The organism is Aureivirga marina, from assembly GCF_015767265.1.
Classification (GTDB): domain Bacteria; phylum Bacteroidota; class Bacteroidia; order Flavobacteriales; family Flavobacteriaceae; genus Aureivirga; species Aureivirga marina.
In genome coordinates this window covers 48,886-72,918 of the sequence record NZ_JADPIB010000004.1, presented here as the reverse complement: position 1 = coordinate 72,918, position 24,033 = coordinate 48,886, and the positions used below count along the sequence as shown (strand labels likewise).

18 protein-coding genes and 4 tRNA genes are annotated in these 24,033 nt (G+C 26.8%); 13 read left to right on the top strand and 9 right to left on the bottom strand.

Annotated features, from left to right (window positions below):
- Nucleotides 1-70: 70 nt before the first annotated feature.
- Genes I1A51_RS09355 through I1A51_RS09345 form a run of 3 tightly spaced genes read right to left on the bottom strand, consistent with a single transcriptional unit; the run spans nucleotide 71 to nucleotide 1,927 of the window.
- Nucleotides 71-463 carry a hypothetical protein gene (locus tag I1A51_RS09355; protein ID WP_196893272.1) on the bottom strand — a complete coding sequence of 131 codons (393 nt, stop codon included), beginning with the start codon at nucleotides 461-463 and terminating at the stop codon, nucleotides 71-73.
- A 6-nt stretch (nucleotides 464-469) separates the two neighbouring features.
- Entirely contained in the window at nucleotides 470-1,081 is a 612-nt protein-coding gene (locus tag I1A51_RS09350; RefSeq protein ID WP_196893271.1) for a fumarylacetoacetate hydrolase family protein, read from the bottom strand.
- A 3-nt stretch (nucleotides 1,082-1,084) separates the two neighbouring features.
- A complete protein-coding gene (locus I1A51_RS09345; protein ID WP_196893270.1) occupies nucleotides 1,085-1,927 on the bottom strand; it encodes a 1,4-dihydroxy-2-naphthoyl-CoA synthase in 843 nt (280 codons plus the stop codon).
- A 455-nt stretch (nucleotides 1,928-2,382) separates the two neighbouring features.
- Here I1A51_RS09345 and I1A51_RS09340 point away from each other — a divergent pair, with 455 nt between their 5' ends.
- Nucleotides 2,383-3,360 (top strand): zinc metalloprotease, encoded by a 978-nt coding sequence (locus tag I1A51_RS09340; RefSeq protein ID WP_231374006.1) that lies wholly within the window; start codon nucleotides 2,383-2,385, stop codon nucleotides 3,358-3,360.
- A 105-nt stretch (nucleotides 3,361-3,465) separates the two neighbouring features.
- Here the strand turns inward: I1A51_RS09340 and I1A51_RS09335 are convergent, their stop codons facing one another.
- Complete coding sequence (locus I1A51_RS09335; protein ID WP_196893269.1) at nucleotides 3,466-4,467, bottom strand: hypothetical protein; 1,002 nt, start codon at nucleotides 4,465-4,467, stop codon at nucleotides 3,466-3,468.
- Between the two features lie 424 nt (nucleotides 4,468-4,891).
- On the opposite strand from I1A51_RS09335, the gene I1A51_RS09330 reads away from it, so the two are divergent.
- Both I1A51_RS09330 and I1A51_RS09325 read left to right on the top strand, forming a co-directional pair.
- Nucleotides 4,892-5,464, top strand: a complete 573-nt coding sequence (locus tag I1A51_RS09330; RefSeq protein WP_196893268.1) for a TetR/AcrR family transcriptional regulator — start codon at nucleotides 4,892-4,894, stop codon at nucleotides 5,462-5,464.
- Nucleotides 5,465-5,564: 100 nt separating this feature from the next.
- Nucleotides 5,565-6,707, top strand: coding sequence for an MBL fold metallo-hydrolase (locus I1A51_RS09325; RefSeq protein ID WP_231374005.1), 1,143 nt, complete (start codon nucleotides 5,565-5,567; stop codon nucleotides 6,705-6,707).
- A 48-nt stretch (nucleotides 6,708-6,755) separates the two neighbouring features.
- Here the strand turns inward: I1A51_RS09325 and I1A51_RS09320 are convergent, their stop codons facing one another.
- From I1A51_RS09320 to I1A51_RS09310, 3 genes are all read right to left on the bottom strand, one after another.
- Complete coding sequence (locus tag I1A51_RS09320) at nucleotides 6,756-10,061, bottom strand: VIT domain-containing protein (RefSeq protein ID WP_196893267.1); 3,306 nt, start codon at nucleotides 10,059-10,061, stop codon at nucleotides 6,756-6,758.
- A gap of 67 nt (nucleotides 10,062-10,128) precedes the next feature.
- Nucleotides 10,129-10,860: a DUF4294 domain-containing protein gene (locus I1A51_RS09315; protein ID WP_196893265.1), complete on the bottom strand. Its 732-nt coding sequence runs from the start codon at nucleotides 10,858-10,860 to the stop codon at nucleotides 10,129-10,131.
- Nucleotides 10,861-11,037: 177 nt separating this feature from the next.
- Nucleotides 11,038-11,421, bottom strand: coding sequence for an START-like domain-containing protein (locus I1A51_RS09310; protein ID WP_196893263.1), 384 nt, complete (start codon nucleotides 11,419-11,421; stop codon nucleotides 11,038-11,040).
- Nucleotides 11,422-11,537: 116 nt separating this feature from the next.
- Here I1A51_RS09310 and I1A51_RS09305 point away from each other — a divergent pair.
- From I1A51_RS09305 to I1A51_RS09290, 4 genes are all read left to right on the top strand, one after another.
- A tRNA-Met gene (locus I1A51_RS09305) sits at nucleotides 11,538-11,611 on the top strand.
- Between the two features lie 35 nt (nucleotides 11,612-11,646).
- Nucleotides 11,647-11,720 (top strand) — tRNA-Met (locus I1A51_RS09300).
- 23 nt (nucleotides 11,721-11,743) lie between these two features.
- Nucleotides 11,744-11,817 (top strand) — tRNA-Met (locus I1A51_RS09295).
- Between the two features lie 24 nt (nucleotides 11,818-11,841).
- Nucleotides 11,842-11,915: transfer RNA gene (locus tag I1A51_RS09290), tRNA-Met, on the top strand.
- A 237-nt stretch (nucleotides 11,916-12,152) separates the two neighbouring features.
- On the opposite strand, the gene I1A51_RS09285 is transcribed toward I1A51_RS09290, so the two are convergent.
- Nucleotides 12,153-12,551, bottom strand: coding sequence for a DUF4870 domain-containing protein (locus I1A51_RS09285; protein WP_196893261.1), 399 nt, complete (start codon nucleotides 12,549-12,551; stop codon nucleotides 12,153-12,155).
- Between the two features lie 131 nt (nucleotides 12,552-12,682).
- Between I1A51_RS09285 and I1A51_RS09280 the strand changes: the two genes are divergently transcribed.
- Genes I1A51_RS09280 through I1A51_RS09270 form a run of 3 tightly spaced genes read left to right on the top strand, consistent with a single transcriptional unit; the run spans nucleotide 12,683 to nucleotide 16,962 of the window.
- On the top strand, nucleotides 12,683-13,861 hold the full coding sequence (locus I1A51_RS09280) for a lactonase family protein (RefSeq protein ID WP_196893260.1): 1,179 nt from the start codon (nucleotides 12,683-12,685) through the stop codon (nucleotides 13,859-13,861).
- Between the two features lie 29 nt (nucleotides 13,862-13,890).
- Nucleotides 13,891-15,060, top strand: a complete 1,170-nt coding sequence (locus tag I1A51_RS09275) for a hypothetical protein (protein WP_196893258.1) — start codon at nucleotides 13,891-13,893, stop codon at nucleotides 15,058-15,060.
- 24 nt (nucleotides 15,061-15,084) lie between these two features.
- Complete coding sequence (locus I1A51_RS09270; RefSeq protein ID WP_196893256.1) at nucleotides 15,085-16,962, top strand: amidohydrolase; 1,878 nt, start codon at nucleotides 15,085-15,087, stop codon at nucleotides 16,960-16,962.
- Nucleotides 16,963-17,060: 98 nt separating this feature from the next.
- On the opposite strand, the gene I1A51_RS09265 is transcribed toward I1A51_RS09270, so the two are convergent.
- Complete coding sequence (locus I1A51_RS09265; protein WP_196893254.1) at nucleotides 17,061-18,227, bottom strand: T9SS type A sorting domain-containing protein; 1,167 nt, start codon at nucleotides 18,225-18,227, stop codon at nucleotides 17,061-17,063.
- A gap of 106 nt (nucleotides 18,228-18,333) precedes the next feature.
- On the opposite strand from I1A51_RS09265, the gene I1A51_RS09260 reads away from it, so the two are divergent.
- The 3 genes from I1A51_RS09260 (at nucleotide 18,334) to purB (ending at nucleotide 24,008) form a co-directional block, all read left to right on the top strand.
- Nucleotides 18,334-20,763, top strand: coding sequence for a P-loop NTPase fold protein (locus tag I1A51_RS09260; protein WP_196893252.1), 2,430 nt, complete (start codon nucleotides 18,334-18,336; stop codon nucleotides 20,761-20,763).
- Complete coding sequence (locus I1A51_RS09255) at nucleotides 20,738-22,591, top strand: transcriptional regulator (RefSeq protein WP_196893250.1); 1,854 nt, start codon at nucleotides 20,738-20,740, stop codon at nucleotides 22,589-22,591. Before I1A51_RS09260 ends, I1A51_RS09255 begins: the two co-directional genes overlap by 26 nt.
- A gap of 73 nt (nucleotides 22,592-22,664) precedes the next feature.
- Nucleotides 22,665-24,008: an adenylosuccinate lyase gene (purB, locus tag I1A51_RS09250; RefSeq protein WP_196893248.1), complete on the top strand. Its 1,344-nt coding sequence runs from the start codon at nucleotides 22,665-22,667 to the stop codon at nucleotides 24,006-24,008.
- The last annotated feature ends 25 nt before the right edge of the window (nucleotides 24,009-24,033 follow it).

The following is a 24,033-nucleotide window of genomic DNA, read 5'->3' as shown; positions in this document are numbered from 1 at the left end:
AAAGAAATCTTTACTCCTTTCTATATATAAAAAGGAATAAAGATTTTTATAAAGTTATATTTTGATTTTCTTATTGAAGTAATTTCGCTTGCACAAAAGTAGCAATCAAAAGATAAACGATGAAAAATAAAATTGGTTTTTGAGAAGATTTTGGTTCGTAAATGATGTCTTTTCCTAAATATTCATTCCAGAAAAAAGTATTTAAAACAAATCCTCCTAAAAAATTTAAACCAAAAACTAAGAAAAAGCTCATCGCTCCACCTCCTGCATTAAATACCATTCCATTTACTAGAAAAGTAAAAATTAATGCATAAATCATAATAATAGGTATTTTCTTAGAATTCTTCGTTGTTCTTAAATTTGCAGCCATTAAAAAGGAAGCAAAAAAAGGCGAAGCAATCACTGAGAATAACATCAATGATTGTTTTGAGTATAATTTTAAAAGTTGATTTTTGTAACTCATTCGATTTTATTTAACTCTAACCTTCAAAAACTCTTCTCCTTCAATTTTTCCTACAAGAAGATCGTTTTCGGAAACTTTTCCAACTCCAGCAGGAGTTCCTGTGAAAATAATGTCTCCTTTTTTCAATGTGTAAAATTGTGAAACATATGCAATGATTTCATCAATTTTCCAAAGCATCTGATTTGTATTTCCTTCCTGTACTACTTCATTGTTTTTTTCTAAAGAGAAATTTACATCTTGAAGATTTTCAAATTTTTCTTTTGGAACAAAATTTCCAATTATCGCTGCACCATCAAAACCTTTGGCAATTTCCCAAGGCAAACCTTTTTCTTTCAAATCTGATTGTAAATCTCTTGCAGTAAAATCGATTCCTAAACCAACTTCATCATAATATTTATGTGCAAATTTTGCATCAATATATTTTCCTACTTTATTGATTTTAACCAAAACTTCTATTTCATAATGAATATCATTAGAAAAAGAAGGAATAAAAAAAGGATTATTTTTAGGTAAAATCGAAGAATCAGGCTTCATGAAAATTACTGGCACTTTTGGTTTTTCATTTTCTAATTCTTCAATATGTTTGGCGTAATTTCTACCTATACAAATTATCTTCATATGTTATGGTATCCATTTAATTTTTCTAAAATCAGGCTTACGTTTTTCTAAGAAAGCATCCCTTCCTTCTTTCGCCTCTTCTGTCATATATGCTAAACGTGTTGCTTCTCCTGCAAAAACTTGTTGTCCAACCATTCCATCATCTGTAAGATTCATGGCAAATTTCAACATTTTAATAGAAGTTGGAGATTTATCTAAAATCTCTTGCGCCCATTGATACGCAGTATCTTCTAATTCGTCATGAGGAATTACAGCATTTACCATCCCCATTTCGTAAGCTTCTTGTGCAGAATAATTTCTACCTAAAAAGAAAATTTCTCTGGCTTTTTTCTGACCTACCATTTTTGCTAAATATGCAGAACCGTATCCACCATCAAAACTCGTAACATCCGCATCTGTTTGTTTGAAAATAGCATGCTCTTTACTTGCTAAAGTTAAATCACAAACAACATGTAAACTGTGACCTCCACCAACAGCCCAACCAGGAACTACAGCAATCACAACTTTAGGCATAAAACGAATCAAACGTTGTACATCTAAAATATTTAAACGGTGATATCCGTCTTGTCCTACATAACCTTGGTGTCCTCTTGCTTTTTGATCTCCTCCTGAACAAAAAGACCATTTTCCATCTTTTGAAGAAGGTCCTTCCGCTGATAAAAGAATTACTCCAATCGAAGTATCTTCTTGTGCATCATAAAAAGCATCTAATAATTCACTTGTAGTTTGTGGTCTAAAAGCATTACGAACATCTGGTCTGTTAAACGCAATTCGTGCTACTCCATTATGTTTTTTATACGTAATATCTTGGTATTCTTTTACGGTTTTCCAATCTATGTTTGCCATTGTTCAAAATTTTGCTGTAAAGATAACAAAGTTTCATACACAGTAAGTATTTAGAGAGGATGAATCTAAGTGCTTTCTATAACACATTTGATTTTAGAACTCTAATATTAAAGTAATTTCCTAAATTTCACAAATATTTATAAAGAATTCATCTTTTCTTCATCTTTAGATTTCTTAATTTTTAATTAAATTTTCACAGTTAATTTTCATATAACTATTTCATTTTTAGTTGATTTTTTAATTTTTATTTTAACAAAAAAACGGAAAAAGCAATTTTCATTAACATTTAGCACTTCGAATTTTAATAAAATATATCTAATTAATTAACCATTTCACCAAATAAAAAAAAATAAAAACTCTTAATTAAAAGAATATTTATAACAAAAGTTAAACTTTATTAGACATAATTAATTTTACATAGATTTACCACCTAATTATTTAAATACCTATTGTTTATGTGGAATGTTAGATGGATGGCTTTAACATTATTTATGTTATTGCTTATATCGTGCGAAGATGAAGAAACAAACGAAGTTGCTCTGCCTGAAAATGTGAGCACTGAAGAAAATGTCGAATTTAGAAATTGTTTGACTTCAGAAGTATTGGAAAAACAAGCTTTAGAAGATCCTACAATTTTACAGAGAATGAATCAAATTGAGGATTTTACAAAAACATATAGAACTAGAGAAAGATCTGCTACAGAAAGAAGTTCTATTGTATATATTCCTGTTGTTATTCATGTTGTTTATTACAATTATTATGAAAATATCAGCTATTCTCAGATTCAATCTCAAATTGATGTATTAAATCGTGATTTTAATAAATTAAACTCAGAAGTTTCAACAATTCCAAGTGAGTTTGAAGATGATGCAGCAGCATTTAATATCTATTTTTACTTAGATCAGATTGTGAGAGTACAATCAAATAGAAGTTCTTGGGGAGATTCATCAGATATTAAATATTCAAATCGTGGTGGATCTGATGCTTGGGATACTTCTAAATATTTAAATATTTGGGTTGGAAACATTGGTGATGGAATTCTTGGATATGCGCAATTTCCAGGAGGAAATCCAAATACAGATGGTGTTGTAGTAAGCCCACAATTTTTTGGAACTACTGGTTATGTTCAAACTCCTTTTGATTTAGGAAGAACAACAACACATGAAGTTGGACATTGGTTAAACTTAAGACATATTTGGGGAGATAGCAGAAATTGTGCTGTTGATGATTTTGTATATGATACACCTAGTCAAAACTCACCAAATTATGGATGCCCAAGTTATCCAACTTACCATTGTAATACTTCTGATATGTTTATGAATTTCATGGATTATACAGATGATGCTTGTATGAGCATGTTTACAAATGGGCAAAAAGTTCGATCAAGAGCTTTATTTGCAAATGGTGGATTCCGTGAGGGATTCGTTAGATAATTGAAATTTTTCTATTTTTTTCAACTATAATTTATCTTCAAAAGAAAACTCCATTAAGAAAACTTAATGGAGTTTTTTATTACACAAATCTGAGAAAGATTCATTTTATTGGTAAGGATTGTAAATGTAAGTTGAGCTAAATGATCCTAAATTGTTGAAATAATCATTTGCTAAAGCAGCTGGATCAGTTGCAATAATTCCTGTTCCTACATTGTCATTTCCATCATTCCAGTTCCATGGCGCATTAGCTTTTCCGTTACCTACAGTGCTTGGGAAATATTTTGCGCTAGTTAAGAATTGCGTATTATATCTACGAGCATAGAATCCGTTTGGCTCGAAAATGTCAATTAATTTATACTGAACAAACTTGTCATATGGACTAGTTGGGTAATCAGAAACTGTTTGACTTGGGTAATATTTGATATAATCACTTCCTCCTGGTTTTAATTTAGGATATGTTTTGATTCCATGTCCTTTTGCTTCTTGAGAAGTTAAAACTCTATAAGAACCATCGTAATATTCTCTATCACAAATTCCATCAATATCTTCATTTCCATCCGTTAATGGAGAACCACTTGGTTTAAATGAATAGAAATCTAAGTGAGAAACTGTCACAACTCCTTGTAAAGTTCCATAAGTTGATCCATCTTTTTTGATGATATGTAAAACTCCTTCCAAATCATTTTCATGTTGATCTAAATGATATAAAAATGGATTATCTGTCCAATCTCTTGGGTGGAAGAAAGAATAAATTACATAATAATGAGTTGAAGTTTCAGCAACTGAATAATAACAAACTGCTTTCGCTTGAGAAGCTGTTGAAAGATTGTTCCAGTTGTTTGAAGAATTCCAATCTCCATCAAAATTTACTGCAGTGATATAATCAGAAACACCACCTAAAGCATTTTTCCCTGTTCTATCCACATCTTGAATGTGAATTGGAGCGTGGTGATACGCTACATCCTGACGAAAGCTCGACGCCGCTCTCGCTGCAACTTCTGGAGTTTCTCCAGTGCTTGCATCTGCTAATGTTTCATCGTCTTTACTACAATTAGTAAATAAAACGCTAGTAAGAAGTAACAAAGAAAGAGTAATTTTTGTCTTCATCTTTTTAGATTTAAGTATTTAGGTTATTAATTATTTAAAAACAAAATTGTTTGTTTTTCGGAACAAATATATTAACAATATTTTAACGAATTGTAAGTGCATCTTTATTTTAATTCACATTATTAAAGTTAAAATAGCAATTTTTTAACATTATTTTTTATTAAATTCCTTATTTTACATGGTTTTTATAATTACCGAATGAAAAAATCATAGCCTGCAACTTTATTACAGAAAATGTACTAATTTTTATTGTTTCTAAATTAAAACCTACTGTTTTTCCTATTATTTTCTCTTAAAACAGTAGTAAAAACATGGTTTCACCTCTCTAATTTCCCTCTATATAAAGTTTCGTAATCTATTTTTTATTAAAAAATTTAACATATATTTATAATCGAATAAAAATTCGATTATATACATTTGTAGCATGAAATTAAAAGATGAAGAAAAAAGAATCCGAATCAAAAATGAAACGATAAATATCATTTTTGTGAAAGGATTTGCAGGAGTGAAAATGGCTGAACTTGCAAAAAAAGTTGGTATCTCTCCTTCGACACTTTATGTTTATTATAAGAATAAAGAAGATTTAATTGTTTCAATTTGTAGTGAACTTATTCAAGAGCAAATGACAATTTCAAAAGAGAATTTTAAAGAAGAATTTTCTTTAGAACTAAAATTAAAATCTCTTTGGATGCAATGGATTCATTTTGGTGTAAACAATCATAAAGAGATGAGTTTTTTGACACAAGTAAAACAATCTCCATATTATCAGAAAGTGCCACAAAACATTCGAGATGATAAAATGAAATTTGGAATTAATTTAATTGAAACAGGTAAAAAGGAGCAAATTTTAAAGAATTATGAAACGGAAATCATTCTTGGAATCATTGATGCCTTACTTAAACAAACTATCTTCTTTATTACATCTAAACAATTAAAATTAAATGAAAAAGATGTAAACATGATGTTCAACATTACTTGGAATGCTATTAAACATTAAAAAACAAAAGATTAAAATAGATTAATTAATACAAAACTTTAAGTAATCAAGGCTAACTTGATTATTTTTTAAAACAATAATCGAATAAAAATTCGGTAATATGAGAATCAAAAAAATATTGAAGAAAATGACACTTACAATTTTATCCATCGTAGCAATCGTTCTTGTTATTGGTGTTTTATTTATAAATCTAAGTCCACAATTTGGTGGAAATATTTCGAAGCAACAAAAGCTTATTTTTGAAAAATCTTCTAATTATGAAAATGGAAAATTTCAAAATATAGAAAAGGCAGATGTAAACATGACTGGGGAAAATTTTAGAAAAATGTTCAAAGAATATTTTTTTAAAAAACATCCAAATACAAAACCTGAAAATAATGTTTCAGTTCAAAAAGTAGATTCTGTTGAAATTGCAAATCCGATAAAAAACAAAACAGATTTAATTTGGTTTGGACATTCTTCTTTTTTAATTCAAATGGAAGGTAAAAACATTTTATTAGATCCAGTTTTTAGTGATGTTCCTGCTCCTCACCCATTATTAGGAAATAAACGTTTTAATGAAGAACTTCCAATTATTGCAGAAAAATTACCTGAAATTGATATGGTGATTATTTCGCATGATCATTATGATCATTTAGATTATGAAACAATCAAAAAAATTAAACATAAAGTAAAAAAATTCTTTGTGCCTCTTGGAGTAGGAAGTCATTTAGAAGAATGGAAAGTTGATAAAAATAAAATTCAGGAATTTAATTGGTGGGATTCCGTAAAAGTGGATGATGTAACTTTAGTTTGTACGCCTGCACAACATTTTTCTGGACGTGGACTTTTTAACAGAAATTCTACTTTATGGAGTTCTTGGATTTTAAAATCTCCATCTAAAAATATTTTCTTTAGCGGAGATTCTGGTTATGGAACACATTTTAAAGAAATCGGAGATAAGTATGGACCTTTTGATTTTGCGATGTTAGAATGTGGACAATACAATAAATTATGGAAGGAAATCCATATGTTTCCAGAAGAAACAGCACAAACAGCAGTTGATTTAAAAGCTGAAAAAGTAATTCCAATTCATTGGGGAGCTTTTAAACTTGCAATGCATACTTGGACGGATCCAATTGAACGATTCATTAAAAAATCAAATTCTTTGGGTGTAGAAGTTACAACTCCAGAAATCGGAAGAACATTTTCATTAGATTCAATGGACTTACCAAAATCTAATTGGTGGGAAAAAATGAAGTAATATAAAAAAGCGATTTAAATTTATAAATCGCCTTTTCTTTTAAAATACTTACATCACTTTTTCATAAAACGTTAAAATATCTTGTCTTTTATCTAATCTAAAAACTTTAATCTCTTTCGATTCATCTTTCTTTCCATAATTTTGATAAACGGTCGTTTTTAAAATCGTTGGACCAGAAATTTTTTGTTTTGTATCACCGTAATATTTGATTTGCCCTAGATATTTTCCTTTTTTAATTTTCTTTAAAGTAAAATTCTCAGGACCAAATCCTCTTGTCATATCATCAGAAATTCGTCCATAAATTTTGGTTTTTTTATGCCCATAATAACATTTTTCATTATTAGCATCTGTTACCCATAAATCTATATCTGTATCATTATGATTCCAATCAATAACAACTCTAAAATCCATCGAAACATCTTTGATATATTCTTTTTCTATAAAATCAATAGTTATTTTTTTAGGATATTTAGAAATAATGTGATTCATTTCAATGAAAGAAATTTCTTCAATTCCAAGATAGTTTCTTCTAGAATCTTTTTCTAACAAAGAACCATTTACGATTTTATATAATAATTCAATCGCCTTTTGATATTCCCCTATTTCTTCATAAGCCAAAGCTAAATCACGATAAGATTGAATATCTTCTGGACGTAATTCTATAATTTTCTGATATACAAAAACAGCTTCTTCAAAATGATTTGTTGCTTCTAATTTATATGCTAGAGCTCGTAACAATTCATAATTATCTACATCCATTTCTGCAACATTCGAAATAATTTGTAAAGCAATTTTTGGTGCTTTTCTATATATAAAGAAATCAGCAACATCAAAATAAAAAGTCGGCATATTTTGATATTTTGGACGTAATTCTAAATATTTTTGATATGCAACTTTTGTCAATTTAATTTTCTTTAAATCTTTGACATAAATCGCTTTTGAATCCCATGATTTTAAAACTGTAGATTTTTCTTCTTTATTATTTTCTTCAATGTTATTATTTGAAATTACTACTCCTGATGCCTTTCCTTCTAAAGCATTTGCAACATTTGAAGTTTTGTCAGATATCATTCTATATGCTTCAACATCAGATTCAGCCTCAGGCTCTGGAGATGAAAAATAATCATTTTCAGATTCCACTCTCATTTCTTCTTCTTCTTCAACTTCTACTATTTCTTCAATAATTTCATCATTTTCAACTACTTCTATAAGCTCAACTTCATTATTTGAATTATTTCTCTTTCTTTTCTGATATCCTACAACCTGAATTTCTTCTAAATTAGAAGAATCACCTTTTAAAATTATAGCAAAATTAAAGCTATTTCTAATTTTCACTTTCTTAGTTTTAAATCCAATAAATGAAAACTCTAATACATCTCCTTTTTTTACTAAAATTTCAAATTTCCCATCAAAATCAGTCAATACCGAAGTATTTTCATTTTTCGAAATTACTACTGCTCCCATCAAAGGACCTTCTTCATCCGAAACAGTTCCATTAATTTTCAAATATCCTTTCTTGAGTATTTTTAGTTGATTAATAGAATCTTGAATAAACTTTTTTCTTTTTGACAAAGAATCTTGAATATATTTTTGTCTTTGATCTCTATAATAATCTTTTTTATTCCAAGCAACAAAATCATGAAAATCTCTTAATAATTCTCTTTTAGGAGCTTCTGTATCTACAATAAATTGCTTTTCTCTTCTGCTTTTTTCTTGAAGTAAATTAAAATATCTTTCTTGTAAATCTTTTGGCGGAACAATTTCATGTTCTACATAATCTTCAACTCTATCTAAAACAATCATCGAAGTAAAATCTGAAATCACTTGATATTCTTTACTAACCGAAATTATTTCTTCTTCATTCTCTTTTTTATTTTTACTTAAAAAAGCTATTTTTTTTGTCGCCCAAAACTTAGGAATTCTAGCACTTTCTTTTTCTGACTCTTTTAAAACAACTCGAACTTTTTGTGTAATTTCATTTCCAAATCCAAAATGCAATTCTACAACTTCATCAATCATATAATCTTTTCCAACAATCGAAAAATCATTCGTTACTGCCGTTCTTACTTTTGGATAAATTTCTAAATTCGAATCTGTTTCTTTTTCAAACCCAATAAAACTAAATGTTTCATTTTCTAAAATATCTTGTGCTTGGATGTTTGAAATTCTATTTAAATTCAAATAATTTCCACCTGAATTCAAACAAATCTCTTTTAAATAAAAATGATTAGATTTTGCTACACTATTGAAAATAAAAATTGGATTCTTAAAACTCTTTGTAAAACTTCCAAAATTTTTCATTCCATCTGTAAATAGAAAAGTGTATTCTGATTGTTTTAGTTTTTTCTGAATTGCTTTGTATGAAGTTGCTCCATCATAAATCGTATTTTCTAAATACATTTTTAATGTTTCCCAATTTCCATTTTTAATTTTAAAATGTTTTTCTTCTTTAATTCTATTGCTAAAATTCACTAAAGAAATATGTAAATTCGGATTTTTTCTAAAATATTCTCCTAAAACTGAAAGCTCTTTTTCCAAATTTCTTTCTTTCATCGATAAAGATGAATCCCAAAATAAATCAATATTTTTCGGCTGTTCTCTTTTTCTTTTTTCTGGATTTAACAATTTATAGAAATAAAAATATTCTTCAAAAGTGATTAATTTCTCTCGAGAATCTTCCAATTCAAAACAAATTTCAATAGATTCTTTTGGTTGAAAATTTTTCTTTTTAAAATTCAATAATAAGTTATTTCCATCTTTTTCAAAACTTTTTCTTTTTAAAAATCCATTGGTAGAAATGGATGCTTCTTTTTGTTCAAAAGCAATAATCGAAAGTGAAAATTCTTCTAATTTCTTCGTGAAATCAAATGAATATTTTAATTCATGTTGTAATTTATGTAATGGTAATTCTTCTTCAAAAACTAAAACAACTTTTTTATATCCATTGGCAGGAATTGGATAAACACGAGCTTTATAATTATTTCCTTCAACTTTTTCTAAAAGTGCCGGATCAATTTTTCTTTTAACTGTAGATTCAAAAGCTACACGCGCTTTTTCTTTTTTAACAACTACAGCTTCTCGTAAATTTCCATTTATATCTAAAGCAAATCGAATTACATTTTGATTTTCTCCTAATGGAAAATTTAATTCTCCTTCTAAAACTCTTTGATTCGGATTGAAAAATTGCATTTCATAAGTTGTTGTTGCAATATTTCCAATAACTTCTGTTTTTACAACTAATTTCTCAAGGGTGATTTCTTTTTCAGCGTTTTCAACTTTTAAATTTGGGATTTCTTGGGAAAATCCGAAAATAAAACTGAAAAAAGCAAAAACTAATAGTACTTTTTTAATCATGCAAATAAAATTTTGGTTCAATTTCTCGCTACAATAATTAAACCAAAAATTTATTTTTTTAACAGTTTTATTTATATTTTTTTAATTGCTCATTTACCATTTTTGTATCGATTAATCTGTCTTCTTTTCTTCTTTGTTCTGTAATTTCAAAATAATCAATTTCAAATGCTGGATCTTGCTCTTCTAAATATCCATTTTGAAAAGCTCTTTGCAAAATATCTTCAATTATATAATCTTCATCATTGTTTAACGGATCATATTCTGTTTTCAAAGAAAGACTGAACAAGTTTGCAGTTGTATTATACCAAAAAGCTTTCCATCCACTTCGAAGTTCTTTTACCAAATCAAAAGCCGTATTTCCTGTTTGTCTTTTAATCAATTTTATTAAAATTCTTCCTTCTGTTTTTGTTAGCTTTTTTAATTGATCTGTAAATTCTTCTTCTAAATATTTCTGTATTCTTTTGGTATATTTTCTTCTTTTTCTTTTCGATTCAATTTTCTTTAGTCTTTCATTCAGAGAATTCAATCTTTCCGTAGCCATTTTCGCAAATGGATACGCTTTATAAGTTTTCTTTCGAAGCCAATAATAATAGTTTCGATCGCGAGAAGTATTAAACTTAATTTTCTTTAAAAGTTTTACTTCATGCAATCCAATTGTAAGGCTATCTTGTTCGATAATTTGAAAATCGTATTCTGTAAATAAAGAATCCAATGGAATCTCATTTTCAAATTTATCATCTTCTTGCGAAAACCCAATTAAACTTGTGAATAAACACAATAAAAGCGCTATTTTTCTCATTTTCATTTTAAATAATTATTCAAAAATATAATTTTAAAAAATATTCTTTCAATTATTTTTAAAATTTCATTCGTTTCACTTAAATATATAGCAAAAAAAATGCCTTATTAATATTACAAAAAAAGAGATTGTTCCCTAGTGAACAATCTCTTAAAAAATAAATATTTAACTTAAGTTTTATGCACCTAAAATGTGTCTCAATGCGTCTATTTGATTTTCCCAAAGCATTTTAGCTTCTTCCACTTCATCTTCTTCGGCAAAATCTGTAATTACTAAGGAAACGTCTTTTGTAATTTCATCAACAATGATTCGAAATTCAAAAAAATAATCCGTTCCTTCATCTTCTAACCACTTATATTTTGCTTTTTCATAAGCTCTTTCTACCAATAACTTCGCTTCTTCTTCAGAATCATCCCATATAAAAGTATACTTTTCACCCCTCGAATTTACATTATCCGCAAACCACTCAGAAAGTCCAGATGGTGATGTGAAATATTCGTATAATAGTTGTGGTGAGGCCTTTACAGGAAACTCCAATTGGTATTTTATTTTATTCGACATTTTTTCTAAAGTTATTTAATACAATATACAAAATTTAAAATTAATGCAAAATGAAAAAAACCAACGAAAATGCTTGTTTCAAAAGAATTTTATCATATATTTGCACCCGATTTACAGGCGAGGTAGCTCAGTTGGTTAGAGCGTCGGATTCATAACCCGGAGGTCACGAGTTCAAATCTCGTTCTCGCCACAAAAGTTCTCAAAAGTAACATTTTTTATTTAAATGGCGAGGTAGCTCAGTTGGTTAGAGCGTCGGATTCATAACCCGGAGGTCACGAGTTCAAATCTCGTTCTCGCCACAAAAAATCTCAAAATACATTTTGGCGAGGTAGCTCAGCTGGTTAGAGCGTCGGATTCATAATCCGAAGGTCACGAGTTCAAGTCTCGTTCTCGCTACAAAAAATTTCAAAATGCATTATTGGCGAGGTAGCTCAGCTGGTTAGAGCGTCGGATTCATAATCCGAAGGTCACGAGTTCAAGTCTCGTTCTCGCTACAATTTTTTCTTATTTTAAATTTCCCTATATTTTTTTATTTATTTTCAGTGTTAAATTTAATTTTTCACTTAAAATTATTTATATCTATTTTTCATAAAAAAACCTCTAGAAAGTAAATTCTAAAGGTTTAAAGATTTGTATTTTTTTTAGAAAATGATAATAAACTTGATAATTATAAAATAGCAGATTTTCAAACAAATAATTTGTTCTTTCTGTTTTCTCTAAAAATCAACTGATTATTTAAAAAAGCGAATTGCTAAAGGATATTTATAAACATCCCCATTAGAAGCTTTTACTGCTCCGATAATTGGAAAAACTATCGCAATAACTCCAACAGCAAAAAGCACAAAAATTCCAATAATCACAAATGTAAGAATCAAACCAATTGTTGCATAAATCACACAACTGATAATAAAATTCATAATATTTTTTCCGTGTTCGTCAATTTTTGGGTCGTTATCTTTGTTTGTTATCCACATGACAATTGGTAAAATTAAACCTGCAAAAGGAACAATCATTCCTCCTAATTGAGATAAATGCATCAACAATAAATATTGTTTTAACTCCATTCCCCAAGGTTTAAAACTTGAACCATCAATAGCAATTTCTTTTTTTACACTAGAATTTTCTTCCATTTTTAATTTGTTTTTTGAATTTTCACCTAAAGGTAATAATTCTTTCCAAACAAAACCATAAACATTTAATTTCTAATTATTTAAACAAATAATCGTAACTTAAAGTATGTGAATTTAAAGACTAAATATCGATGAAAAATTTTTACAATTATTTATTTATTTTATTTTGTCTAATTGCGATTTCTTGTAATAATGACGATGATTGTTGTGAAACACCTCCTGAAGAAGTGACAAGTGCTTTTTTTGTTTTAAATAATTTGAATTCTGGAAACCAATTAATTTATTTAAGAAAAGATAAAAAAGATGCATTAGAATATGTTGGAAGTTATGCTACAAAAGGAAGTGGAGAAAATTTGTTTTTAGTTTCTAATTTTGGTGCAATTTCGGATCCAAATATTTCTCAGGATGCAATTGTTTATTCAGAAGACAAAAAATTTGTGATGAATGTAAATAACAATGATCCTTCTTTTTCTGTCTTAAAAATTCATCGAGATTCTTTAGAATTTAAATCTAAACAAGCCACAGATTACGAATATCCAAATGCAATGGCTACTCGAAAAAATCTTGTGTATGTTTTGCACCTCAACGGTGGTTTACAAGGTTTTAAAATTGATGATGAAGGAAATACTTCTCCAATTGCAAATGCAAGTCACCAATTTGGGACAGATCACACTCCTTATGTAAACGTTTCAATCAATTTTTCTGCAACCACTTTAGTTGTCACAACAGTTCGAAATCGTGCTTTCGTAATTCAATTAGATAGTAATGGAGGTTTTACTTCAATCACTGAAACAATTTATGATGAAAATATTGGTCCATACGGCTCTGCTTTTATTGACGATACAAATATTGCTGTTTCAAATGGTTTTGATGGAAGTACAAGAATTTACAATATAAATGCTAATAATGAATTGGTTTTATTAAGTAAAAATGTCACAAATACAGGTGGGCATTGTTGGCTTCGTGTAAGTGATGATAAAAAATCTGCTTATGTTACGAATACTCCGCAAGGTGCAATTTATGTTTATGATTTAAGTAATTATCAAAATGAATTGCCACAAACATTTAAATCTACTCCTCCACCTTCCAGAAATACTGTTATGCAAGGAGATTTTACATTACATTATTTGTATTTGGATTTAGTGTATTCAAAAGAATTTATCTATACAATTGATCCTTTAAATGAACGAATTGATGTTTATCGAATTGAAACTGATGGAACACTGATATATCAAGCGGATAAAAGCTATAATGATTGGCCAATTGTAAATACAATTTCTGGAGGATTTAATGGCTTTTCAGATTATTAATTCTTTAAAATATTTCTAATACACTGTTTATGAAAAATCTTAAAAAGTCATTTTATTTCTGTTGTTTCCTTTTTCTTTTTTCGTGTTCTAATGATGATGATTTATGTTGTTCTGAAAACAATCAAGTGGAAGATGCTTTTTTTGTTTTAAATAATTTAAATGCAGAAAATCAGCTATTTTATTTTCAAAGAAATGCAAATGCAGAATTAAAACTTCTTGGAAATTACGGAACAAAAGGAAGTGGTGGAAATCTTCATGATTATAGAGAATTTGGAGTTTCATCCGATCCAAATAGTTCTCAAGATGCAGTGATTTTTGCACATGAAAATAGTTTAGTTTTAAATGTAAATAATTTTGATCCTTCTTTTTCTATTTTTAAAATTCATTCTGATTCTTTAGAATTTAAAGCAAAACAAAATACCGATTTTTTGTATCCGACTTCCATGGCGAGTGTGAAAGATATTGTCTATGTTTTACATCTTTATGGAGGTTTACAAGGTTTTAAAATTGATAAAGAAGGAAATACTTCACCAATTGCAAATGCAATTCATCAATTCGATAGTTCTGTTTTAGGATATACCAATGTTTCCATAAATAAATCTGGAACAAAATTGATTGTAACAACAATTTCTGATAAAGCATATGTGATAAAATTAGACGAATCTGGTGGTTTTATTTCTATTGGAGAAAATGCTGTTCTTCGTCCTTTTGGAGCAACTTTTATCACAGATGATGTTGTTGCTGTAACGAGAGCTCGTTTGGGAAGTGTTGGAATTTATAAAATTGATACTGAAAATAAACTGAATTTATTATCAGAATATGATACAAATGAAAGAGGAATTTGCTGGCTAAAAACGGATAAATTAAATAATTTTCTTTATGGAAGTAATACACCAGAAGGTAAAATTTTCAAATTTGATATTCGAAATTATACAGAAGAAGTTTTGTTAGTTACAGAATCTACTCCTCCTCCATCAAGAAATACAGTGATTCAAGGTGAAAGTACAATTCGTTATTATACTTTTTTAGATTTAGTAGTTACAGATCATTTTATTTATGTGATTGATCCATTAAATGAGCGTATTGATAGTTATCGAATTGAACCTAATGGAAGTTTAGTTTATGATAAAAATGCAAGCTTTTTAAATTCTCCTATAATTAATACGATTTCTGGCGGATTTAATGGTTTTACTGAATAATTCTATTTTAAAAACTTAATTAAAATGAATAAACAAAAAACAAATGATTGTATTCATTGTGGTTGCCATAATCCAATCACAAAAGAAATGGAAGAAAATTTAAAACCTTTACCAAAAATAATTTATCCCAAAAAAAAGCACAAAAAACCTACTTTGCTTTATATCTGTAAAGAAGATTCTGCTTCCATAATTCCAATAAACAACAATCAAACTGCAAAAGTAAAAGCTATTGCTTTTCACGAAGGAAAAGTTTTAGCTAATGGAACTGAAGACTATGTAAAGTCAATTTTAGACAAAAAGAAAGTTTCATATGACACCATTTATTTAACTAAAAACCAAACGTTACTTCCAGGATTTGTAGAACCACACATGCATATTATTCCCAGTTCTTTTCTAGGAACTTGGAAAAATTTATCTCGAATTGAAAATCAAAAATTAATTCCAAAATATGATTTTGATTACATTAAAGAAACAATTCAAAATGAAATTAAAATTTTAAAAAATGTAGATTCAGATGCTAAAGTATTATGGTTTTTTGGAAAAGAAGTTGATCCTTCTTTGATGCCTTTTAAAATAAATCAAAGCCCTGGTTCATTAACACAATTAGAAACTTTCGATTTTGAACGATTAGATCAAATTAGTACAGAAACTCCAATCGTACTGATGGCAGCTTCTATGCACACTTTATATTTAAATAAGTTAGCACTTGAAAAAACATATAAAGCAAATTCTTTAAATGAAGATTTCAAAAAATTGTATGAATCTTTAGAAGATTTTATAAATAAAACAAATGGAATGCTTCAAGAAGTTGAACAAATGAAATGGTTAGTTCCTGCACTTCCTATAAATCAAGTTTCGTTTATGGTTGAAAATGTTTCTAAGTATGTTGCAGAAACTTTTGATGAAGCAGCAAAACAAGGTGTAACTTTTTTATATGATGCTGCTTTGCAAAAAAGCTCTATTGAATTTTTAAAATTATATGCAGATTTAAATGAAATTCCTGTGCGTTTTGGTGGTGCGAAAATTTATTTTAGTGAAAATCAAGCGGAAGATTTAAAAGAGTTTGAAAAAATAGAAAATTATCATAATGGATATATTGCTTCTATTAAAATAGTTTCTGATGGATCTAATCAAGGTTTGACTGGATCTCAAACAGAATATTATTGCTGTGAACCAAAAAATAATTTAGGAATTGCTAATTTTTCAAATCAAGAATTAAGAGAATTAACTAGAATTTGTATTGATAAAGGTTGGTCTATAATGACACATGCAAATGGAGATGCTGCTGTAAGTCAAACAATCGATGCTTTTGAATATGCTTTCAAATTTTCTGTTGAAAAGAAAAATCCACTTGATTTTAGAAATCGTGTAGAGCACTGTTCTATTTTAAATGAAACAAATCTTTTTAGACTTAAAAAATTAAACTTGTCACCTAGTTTCTTAATTGGACATGTTGGTTATTGGGGATATGTGTTTAGAAATGCCATTTTTATGGAAAAAGCAGAAAAACTAGATTTATGTCAATCTGCTTTAGATCATGGTTTAAAAATTTCTTTCCACAGTGATTTTGGTGTAAGTCCAATTGGAGGATTACGAATGATGGAACAAGCAATCACAAGAGTAATGGAAGCAAGTCCAAATTCACCACAAATTCATGAGAAAAATGTTTTAAATCCAAAAGAAAGAATTTCACCTGTAAATGCTTTACGAGCTGTAACAATTGATGCAGCTTGGCAATGTCATGCGGATAATTGGGTTGGTTCTTTGGAAGAAGGAAAATTTGCAGATTATGTGATTTTAGAGCAAAATCCATTGGAAATGCCAAATCCATTCTTAAATATGCGAAATATTAAAGTTGAGGAGACTTGGAAAGATGGTATTCAAGTTTATCCTAAACTATAAATAAAAAAAAGCGAAGTTGATTTTAACTTCGCTTTTTTATTGCTATGTTTTTTAAAATAACTTATTAATATTAACTTGATATTTAAACAAAGCCTAACTTATTCTTTTACAATTTTTCTTGTAATTATAGAATTGTTTTTATTCTTAATTTTTAAAAGATAAATTCCTTTTTCTACATGAGAAATATTAAGAGAATATTCGGTATTTAACCTTTCTGAAGAAACATTTAATTTTCTCCCATTTAAATCAAATAATTCAAAAGTTAATTCTTGATTTATACCCTTAATTTGAATTCTATCTTTTGTTGGAATTGGAGATATCATTAAATTTTCAAAAGCTTCTTTTTCTGTTTCTACATTTAAAATGAATCTATTAAACTCAAAATTTGATGGATTAAAAATCACCTCATCATCTTTGGAAATAAACATTAATTGTCCATAATTACAATTCTCATATCCATTTGCACCAGTTACTCTTTCATTTTTCTTTCTTATATAAAGAATCTTCCAAGATAAAGGATGTAACAAATTATTGGTACTTCCAATTCCTTCAATAAATTTAATATTTTCATAATTTAAATCTAATAAAGTCATATCGTGAATTTCACTTTTAATCTTACTAATTTGTTTTCGTTCTTCACCTTCAATTGTAATTGTATTAATTTCTTGAATTTCCACCGCATCTCCTTCTTCAGTCGAATAATATGAAGCATCTCGCATATATCCATCTCTAACACAATGAAGTCTTGTATAATATTCTGCTCCTTCTGTAACACTAAAATCATATGCTAAATATTCAGAAGACATAAACTCTTCATCTGAATTATCATATAATAACGAGATAGCATATACTTTCTCTTCTGTAATATCTTCTCGCATATATCCGATCAAAGCAGGCGCATCTGCATTTTCCATCATTTGAAGCACTTCACCTCCAGATAAATGCTCATAAGTATTTGGATTTGCTTCTAGTGTTTCTTCTATAACAATTGAACCATCAGTATAATCAAGTATATAATCAACTTCATAGAATTTTTCCATATAAACTTTTCTATATGTAATTCCATTAATCTCTTCGGTTCCATCCAAAAAAACTTTAAAACATTGGCTTATGGTATTATACACTGGAGCAATATCTGGGTAAATAACATCATCTGTTTTTACACAATATACCCAAATCTTATTTTCTTCTAAAAGTGGCTTGTATTGGCTAAATGTTGAAATACTGATTAATAACGTTAAGATGCATAGTAATTTTTGTTTCATAATATTTTTTTATCAATTCATATTTGTTTTCAAAGCGATGCAAATATACAACGCCTAAATAAAATCGTAACTATTAATTATTTAAATTTGTTCAAACCAAATTTCTATGAGCCAAGAATCGATTGCTGAGAAAGTTTATGAATACCAAAGGACTTTCATTAAATATTTAAAATCAATTTATGAGTTTTGTTTAGAACATAAATACATTTTTATTGGTACTTTGATTTATGTTTTTTTCAGAAAACCATTTATTGATTTCTGGTATAAAAATATTGTAAAAGGAAAATTCGATATTTTTAAAGAAACAACTGAAATTTATTATGTTTTAATTTTAGTTTTCATCTTTTTTCTCATTTCTTTCAGCCTTAAACTTTACAATAATCATAAGTATTCACAAAGAGGTTTTATTATTAGTACCGTTGTTATCGGTATTATAATATATGAACGACTTATAGGAAATGCTTGGATTTTTCATCCTTCAAAAAACAAAATCGTTTTTATAGATTTTATTGCTTTTGGTTTTGGATTGTATTTTCTAGGTTTTTTAATTCAGAATAAATTAAAAAATGCTAAAATTGAAATAAACGAAAACGATTATGAAGGTTTTCATGTTGACGAACCTATTTCATCAGAAGATGATGAATCTCTCGGTAGAGTAAATTTTGCAAAACAAATTGCTTATAAATTAGAAAAAACAGATGCAAAAGAAAACTCTTTTGCTGTTGGAATTATTGGAGAATGGGGTTCTGGAAAATCTTCTTTTATGAATTTACTTAAAAATGAATTAGAAGGAAAACAACTTGAAACTGTAATAAATATTCTTGAAAAAATAAAAGATGAAGAGGATGAAGAAAAGCATAAAAATGGTTTAATGAAAACTATTGATTTATTAGAAAATATAAATCAATATATTGACGAAACCAACAAACAGAATATTAAACTTATTTCACAAAAAATCAAAAGTAATTTAGATTTAAAAAACATTATAGATGAAATTGCCAAAATTGAAGTAAAAAAAGGTGATATTAATAATTACATTTCAAATTTAGAAGAGACAAAGATAAAGCTTGAAGAGTATAAAAATAAAATTGAACCGAATTTTATTAAAGAAATTAATATTCAAATAGAATATATTTTCAAATTACAAAATTCTATAAATAAAATTATTAATCTTGAAAATATCAAAGATTTCAACAAAATTAAAAACGAATTAAATAATTCAGAAAAGGAAATAAAAAATATTAGAGTATTTCTAAACAAAACAAATAATAATTTTGTTCAAGAAATTATAAATTCATTAAAAGCACATTCTTATAAAGAGCTTGAAAATATAATTAATAAAATAAAAATAGTTCATTATAAACTATTAAATAATGAAAATATAATTATAGAATTTAAACCTTGGTTAAATAAAGATGCTAAATTAATAACTAAAGATTTCTTTAATACCTTAAGTAATTCCTTAAAACCTTTTCATTCTAAATTAGAACACAATATTCAATTATACATTCAATTATTATTAGATTCAGAAGTTGGTGGTAAATCAATTTTAAAACCTATTCAGACAATTATAAAATCTCCAAAATCTGTTAAAGAGGAATTTGATATAATTAATAATATAATTTCAGAAATAGATAGAAAAATTTTCATTTTCATAGATGATTTGGATCGTTTAGATAAATTAGAAGTCATTGAAGTTTTAAGGATTATAAGAAATACTGCTAATTTTAAAAATGTATTTTTTATTACTGCTTATGATAAAGAGTATGTTTCAAAAGCCGTAAAAGAAATAAATGAAAAACATGAAAATTATTTAGAGAAGATTTTTCAATCGGAATTTCCTTTACCAAAGTTTAAAAATGAATACAATCTAATTCATTTAGAAAAATTAATTATTGATAGACTTAAAAATCAAAAATCTAAAGATAAACTAAAAGAGTCCTTAAATATAGATGAAGAATTTAATATTTTTTCAAGAAATCATATTAATACATTTAGAGATACAACTCGATTCTCAAATTCATTTATTACAAATATTAAAGATATTGAAAGAGATATTGTTATTTATGACTTATTATTAATTGAACTTTTAAAAATAAAATATTTAGATGTTTACAACTTACTTTTTTCAAATATTAAAAGATATTTAGAAAAAAATTCTGAAAAAAGATTTTTTTTAAAAAAAGAAAGTGATGATTCAAATACTTTTTTAATTATTAAAGATTACAATACAGTTGATAAAAATAATTCAAACCCTAAAATAAAAGATATAATTGAAATTTTAAAATATCTTTTTGAAGAAAATGACATTTTAAAAATAAAAGAATTTAGAAATGATTTAAACTCTATTATTTATTCAAAAAACATTCATAGATATATAAATTTAAGGCTTTATGAAAATGATTTATCAACTGAAGAGCTTGAAGAAATTTTAGATTTAGAAAACATAGAAGTTTTAGAAGATAAATTAAATGATCTTATTATTAATGGTAAATTAAATGAAATTAAAAATGGAATTAGAAAAAGAGCAAATTAAATTTATAAATCAATTATTTGTTTGTGAATATATTGTAAGTGAACATAGACTTAATGAAGATGAAATTAAAGATTTTGAAGAGATATACAAACAACTGTTAAATTCTACTAGTCTTAATTTTTATTCAAAAAAAGAAGATTTAATTGATTTCACAATAAAACATTTTAACAATGTTAAGTACCCTTTAATAATATCCAACTTAATCAATGAAATAGATTTTTTAAACAAAAAAGATATTTCAACATTTCATTTTAATTTTATAAAAAAAATTTTTGAGAAAGAAAAAAGTGATATTTTCTTCAATTTATATAAAGCTATTGAAAATTCTTATTCAAATAAAGAACTTGATTTAGATATTCTTAATTTTTTAAATAAAGAATTTTCTATATTAAATAACTATACTACAAAAGAAAATTACCTCAAATTTATTGAAACATATTATGACATAATTAAAAAATTAAATATAGCCAATATTGATTCTTTTATTAAACATCTCGACTTTGAAAATAATAAAACTCTTGAAAATTTCATTGAAAATAAAAAAGAATATGATAATATAATATCAATATTTTTCAATAATAAAAATTTAGTATATAATGAAAATTTAATAAAAAACTATCCTTTAGAATTTGAATTTAAGTTTCTACAAAAAATAGAAAATAATTATACAAATAAAATTATCTCATCTAAAGATAATCACACTATCCAAAGTAATTTATTAATAGATATATTTAAACATGATATTAATAAAAATCAAAAAATATTTCTTTTTCATTTTATTAAGTATTTAAAAATTGATTTTGATAATAATTTAAAAGAGGAAACAATTAAAAATATTTATGACCTATTCGAAAATAATTATTTGCTGAAAAACTCTAAATCAAATGATGTTATAATATTTTCAACTTACAAAATAATTGATTCTATTTTCAATAGATTAAATATTATAATTAATTTCTCAAAAAATATATTAAGCATAAGAACTAATTTAATTGCTAAAATTCTAGATATAGAATCTAATCTAAATTTATTTTTTGATGTATTTAATACATACTATGATAAATATATAGAAAATGATACTAAAGATATTATTAATGAACGAAACAATTTATTTCTTTTTATAAATATAAACATTCACAATCAAAATAGCATCTTTTCTTCCATAGAGATATACAAAAATTATATAGAAACAAGTTTAAAAATAGCTAGAGAATTAAAATATGACTTTAATTTTGGAAATTTTACTACAAACCTGAATTATAATTCAGATAAAATTCAAAAACTATTTCCAAATAAAATAGATTTCAGAGATTACCATGAAGAAACTTTACTTGAAAATTCAAAATTTCCTTATGTAATAGAATCAAATATTATACAAAATCTTGATTTTTTAAATAAAGACTATTCTGTTTTCACCGAAGAAGAAATGGAAAAATTTAAATTTAGCTTCTTTTCAAAACATTTGACAGATGCTAAAAAAATGAAGAAAAACGGTTACTCTGATGACTTATTTAACATTTATAGTTATTCAAGTAATAGAACTAAACTAAACAATTTAATACGAGCAAAAAATAAAAGTTTAGAAAATTTAAAAGATTTTATTTCTTATAACACCATTCAAGAAAATGAAAATAATTTTATATTACATAGAGTATTTTTCTTTATTTATGATAAAAATAATGATTCCAAACTAATCAATTTATTAAAATCATTTAAAGAAGATGAATTTATAATTGAATTTACATCATTCTACAATAGACTAAAAGAAAATAAATTTGAACCTATTGAATTTGAATTTAATCATATAAAACCTCATATCAGAAATTAAATAAATCCAATAAACCCACCCCACTTTAACAGAAATAATTATTTTTGTTGCTTTTCAACACAACAACAGAAAAATGACACTTACAAACCTAAACGCAATTTCACCTATTGATGGTAGATATAGAGGAAAAGTAGAAAACTTAGCAACCTATTTTTCGGAAGAAGCTTTAATCAAATATCGTGTAAAAGTGGAAATCGAATATTTTATTGCACTTTGCGAAATTCCTTTACCACAATTAGAAGATTTTGATACTTCTTTATTCTTTGATTTAAGAGATATTTATAAAAACTTTACTGCGGAAGACGCACAAAAAATCAAAGACATCGAGAGCGTTACAAATCATGATGTAAAAGCTGTAGAATATTTTATCAAAGAAAAATTCGACGCATTAAACTTACAGAAATACAAAGAGTTTATCCATTTTGGATTGACTTCTCAAGATATTAATAACACTGCAATTCCGCTTTCTTTAAAAGATGCTATTGAGAATGATTACATTCCTGCATTAAACAATGTTTTAGCGAAATTACAAGAACTTGCAGACGAATGGGCGGAAATTCCAATGCTTGCAAGAACGCACGGTCAACCAGCTTCTCCAACGCGTGTTGGAAAAGAATTTGAGGTTTTTATCGTTCGTATTCAAGAGCAATTAGCGCAATTAATGACCATTCCTTTTGCTGCTAAATTTGGTGGAGCAACAGGAAATTATAATGCCCACAAAGTTGCGTATCCTTCAACTGATTGGAAAACTTTCGGAACGCATTTCGTAGAGGATATTTTAGGTTTACACCATTCTTTCCCAACAACACAAATCGAACATTACGATCATATTGCTGGAACTTTTGATGCTTTAAAACGTATCAATACAATTTTCATTGATTTGGACAGAGATATCTGGACATATATTTCAAATGATTATTTCAAGCAAAAAATCAAAGCTGGAGAAGTTGGTTCTTCTGCAATGCCACATAAAGTAAATCCGATTGATTTTGAAAACTCAGAAGGAAATATGGGAATTGCAAATGCTATTTTTGAACATTTAGCTGCAAAACTTCCAATTTCTAGATTGCAAAGAGATTTGACAGATTCTACGGTTTTACGTAATATTGGTGTTCCTTTAGCACATACAATGATTGGTTTTGCTGCAACTTTAAAAGGATTGAATAAATTGTTAATCAACGAAGCAAAGTTTGCACAAGATTTAGAAAATAATTGGGCAGTTGTTGCGGAAGCAATTCAAACAATCTTAAGAAGAGAAGGATATCCGAATCCGTATGAAGCTTTAAAAGGATTGACAAGAACAAACGAAACAATTAATCAAACTTCTATTGCGAATTTCATTGATACATTAGAAGTTTCAGACGATATAAAAAACGAATTGAAAGCAATTACACCAAGTAATTATACCGGAATCTAATTCATTTGCCTTTGATTCTAGTTTT

Coding starts and splice junctions, on each gene's coding strand:
- I1A51_RS09345 (WP_196893270.1), bottom strand. CDS start 1,927: ATGGCAAACATAGATTGGAAAACCGTAAAAGAATACCAAGATATTACG.
- I1A51_RS09260 (WP_196893252.1), top strand. CDS start 18,334: ATGAGCCAAGAATCGATTGCTGAGAAAGTTTATGAATACCAAAGGACT.
- I1A51_RS09315 (WP_196893265.1), bottom strand. CDS start 10,860: ATGAGAAAAATAGCGCTTTTATTGTGTTTATTCACAAGTTTAATTGGG.
- I1A51_RS09270 (WP_196893256.1), top strand. CDS start 15,085: ATGAATAAACAAAAAACAAATGATTGTATTCATTGTGGTTGCCATAAT.
- I1A51_RS09325 (WP_231374005.1), top strand. CDS start 5,565: ATGAGAATCAAAAAAATATTGAAGAAAATGACACTTACAATTTTATCC.
- I1A51_RS09335 (WP_196893269.1), bottom strand. CDS start 4,467: ATGAAGACAAAAATTACTCTTTCTTTGTTACTTCTTACTAGCGTTTTA.
- I1A51_RS09275 (WP_196893258.1), top strand. CDS start 13,891: ATGAAAAATCTTAAAAAGTCATTTTATTTCTGTTGTTTCCTTTTTCTT.
- I1A51_RS09350 (WP_196893271.1), bottom strand. CDS start 1,081: ATGAAGATAATTTGTATAGGTAGAAATTACGCCAAACATATTGAAGAA.
- purB (WP_196893248.1), top strand. CDS start 22,665: ATGACACTTACAAACCTAAACGCAATTTCACCTATTGATGGTAGATAT.
- I1A51_RS09330 (WP_196893268.1), top strand. CDS start 4,892: ATGAAATTAAAAGATGAAGAAAAAAGAATCCGAATCAAAAATGAAACG.
- I1A51_RS09285 (WP_196893261.1), bottom strand. CDS start 12,551: ATGGAAGAAAATTCTAGTGTAAAAAAAGAAATTGCTATTGATGGTTCA.
- I1A51_RS09310 (WP_196893263.1), bottom strand. CDS start 11,421: ATGTCGAATAAAATAAAATACCAATTGGAGTTTCCTGTAAAGGCCTCA.
- I1A51_RS09320 (WP_196893267.1), bottom strand. CDS start 10,061: ATGATTAAAAAAGTACTATTAGTTTTTGCTTTTTTCAGTTTTATTTTC.
- I1A51_RS09355 (WP_196893272.1), bottom strand. CDS start 463: ATGAGTTACAAAAATCAACTTTTAAAATTATACTCAAAACAATCATTG.
- I1A51_RS09280 (WP_196893260.1), top strand. CDS start 12,683: ATGAAAAATTTTTACAATTATTTATTTATTTTATTTTGTCTAATTGCG.
- I1A51_RS09265 (WP_196893254.1), bottom strand. CDS start 18,227: ATGAAACAAAAATTACTATGCATCTTAACGTTATTAATCAGTATTTCA.
- I1A51_RS09340 (WP_231374006.1), top strand. CDS start 2,383: ATGTGGAATGTTAGATGGATGGCTTTAACATTATTTATGTTATTGCTT.
- I1A51_RS09255 (WP_196893250.1), top strand. CDS start 20,738: ATGGAATTAGAAAAAGAGCAAATTAAATTTATAAATCAATTATTTGTT.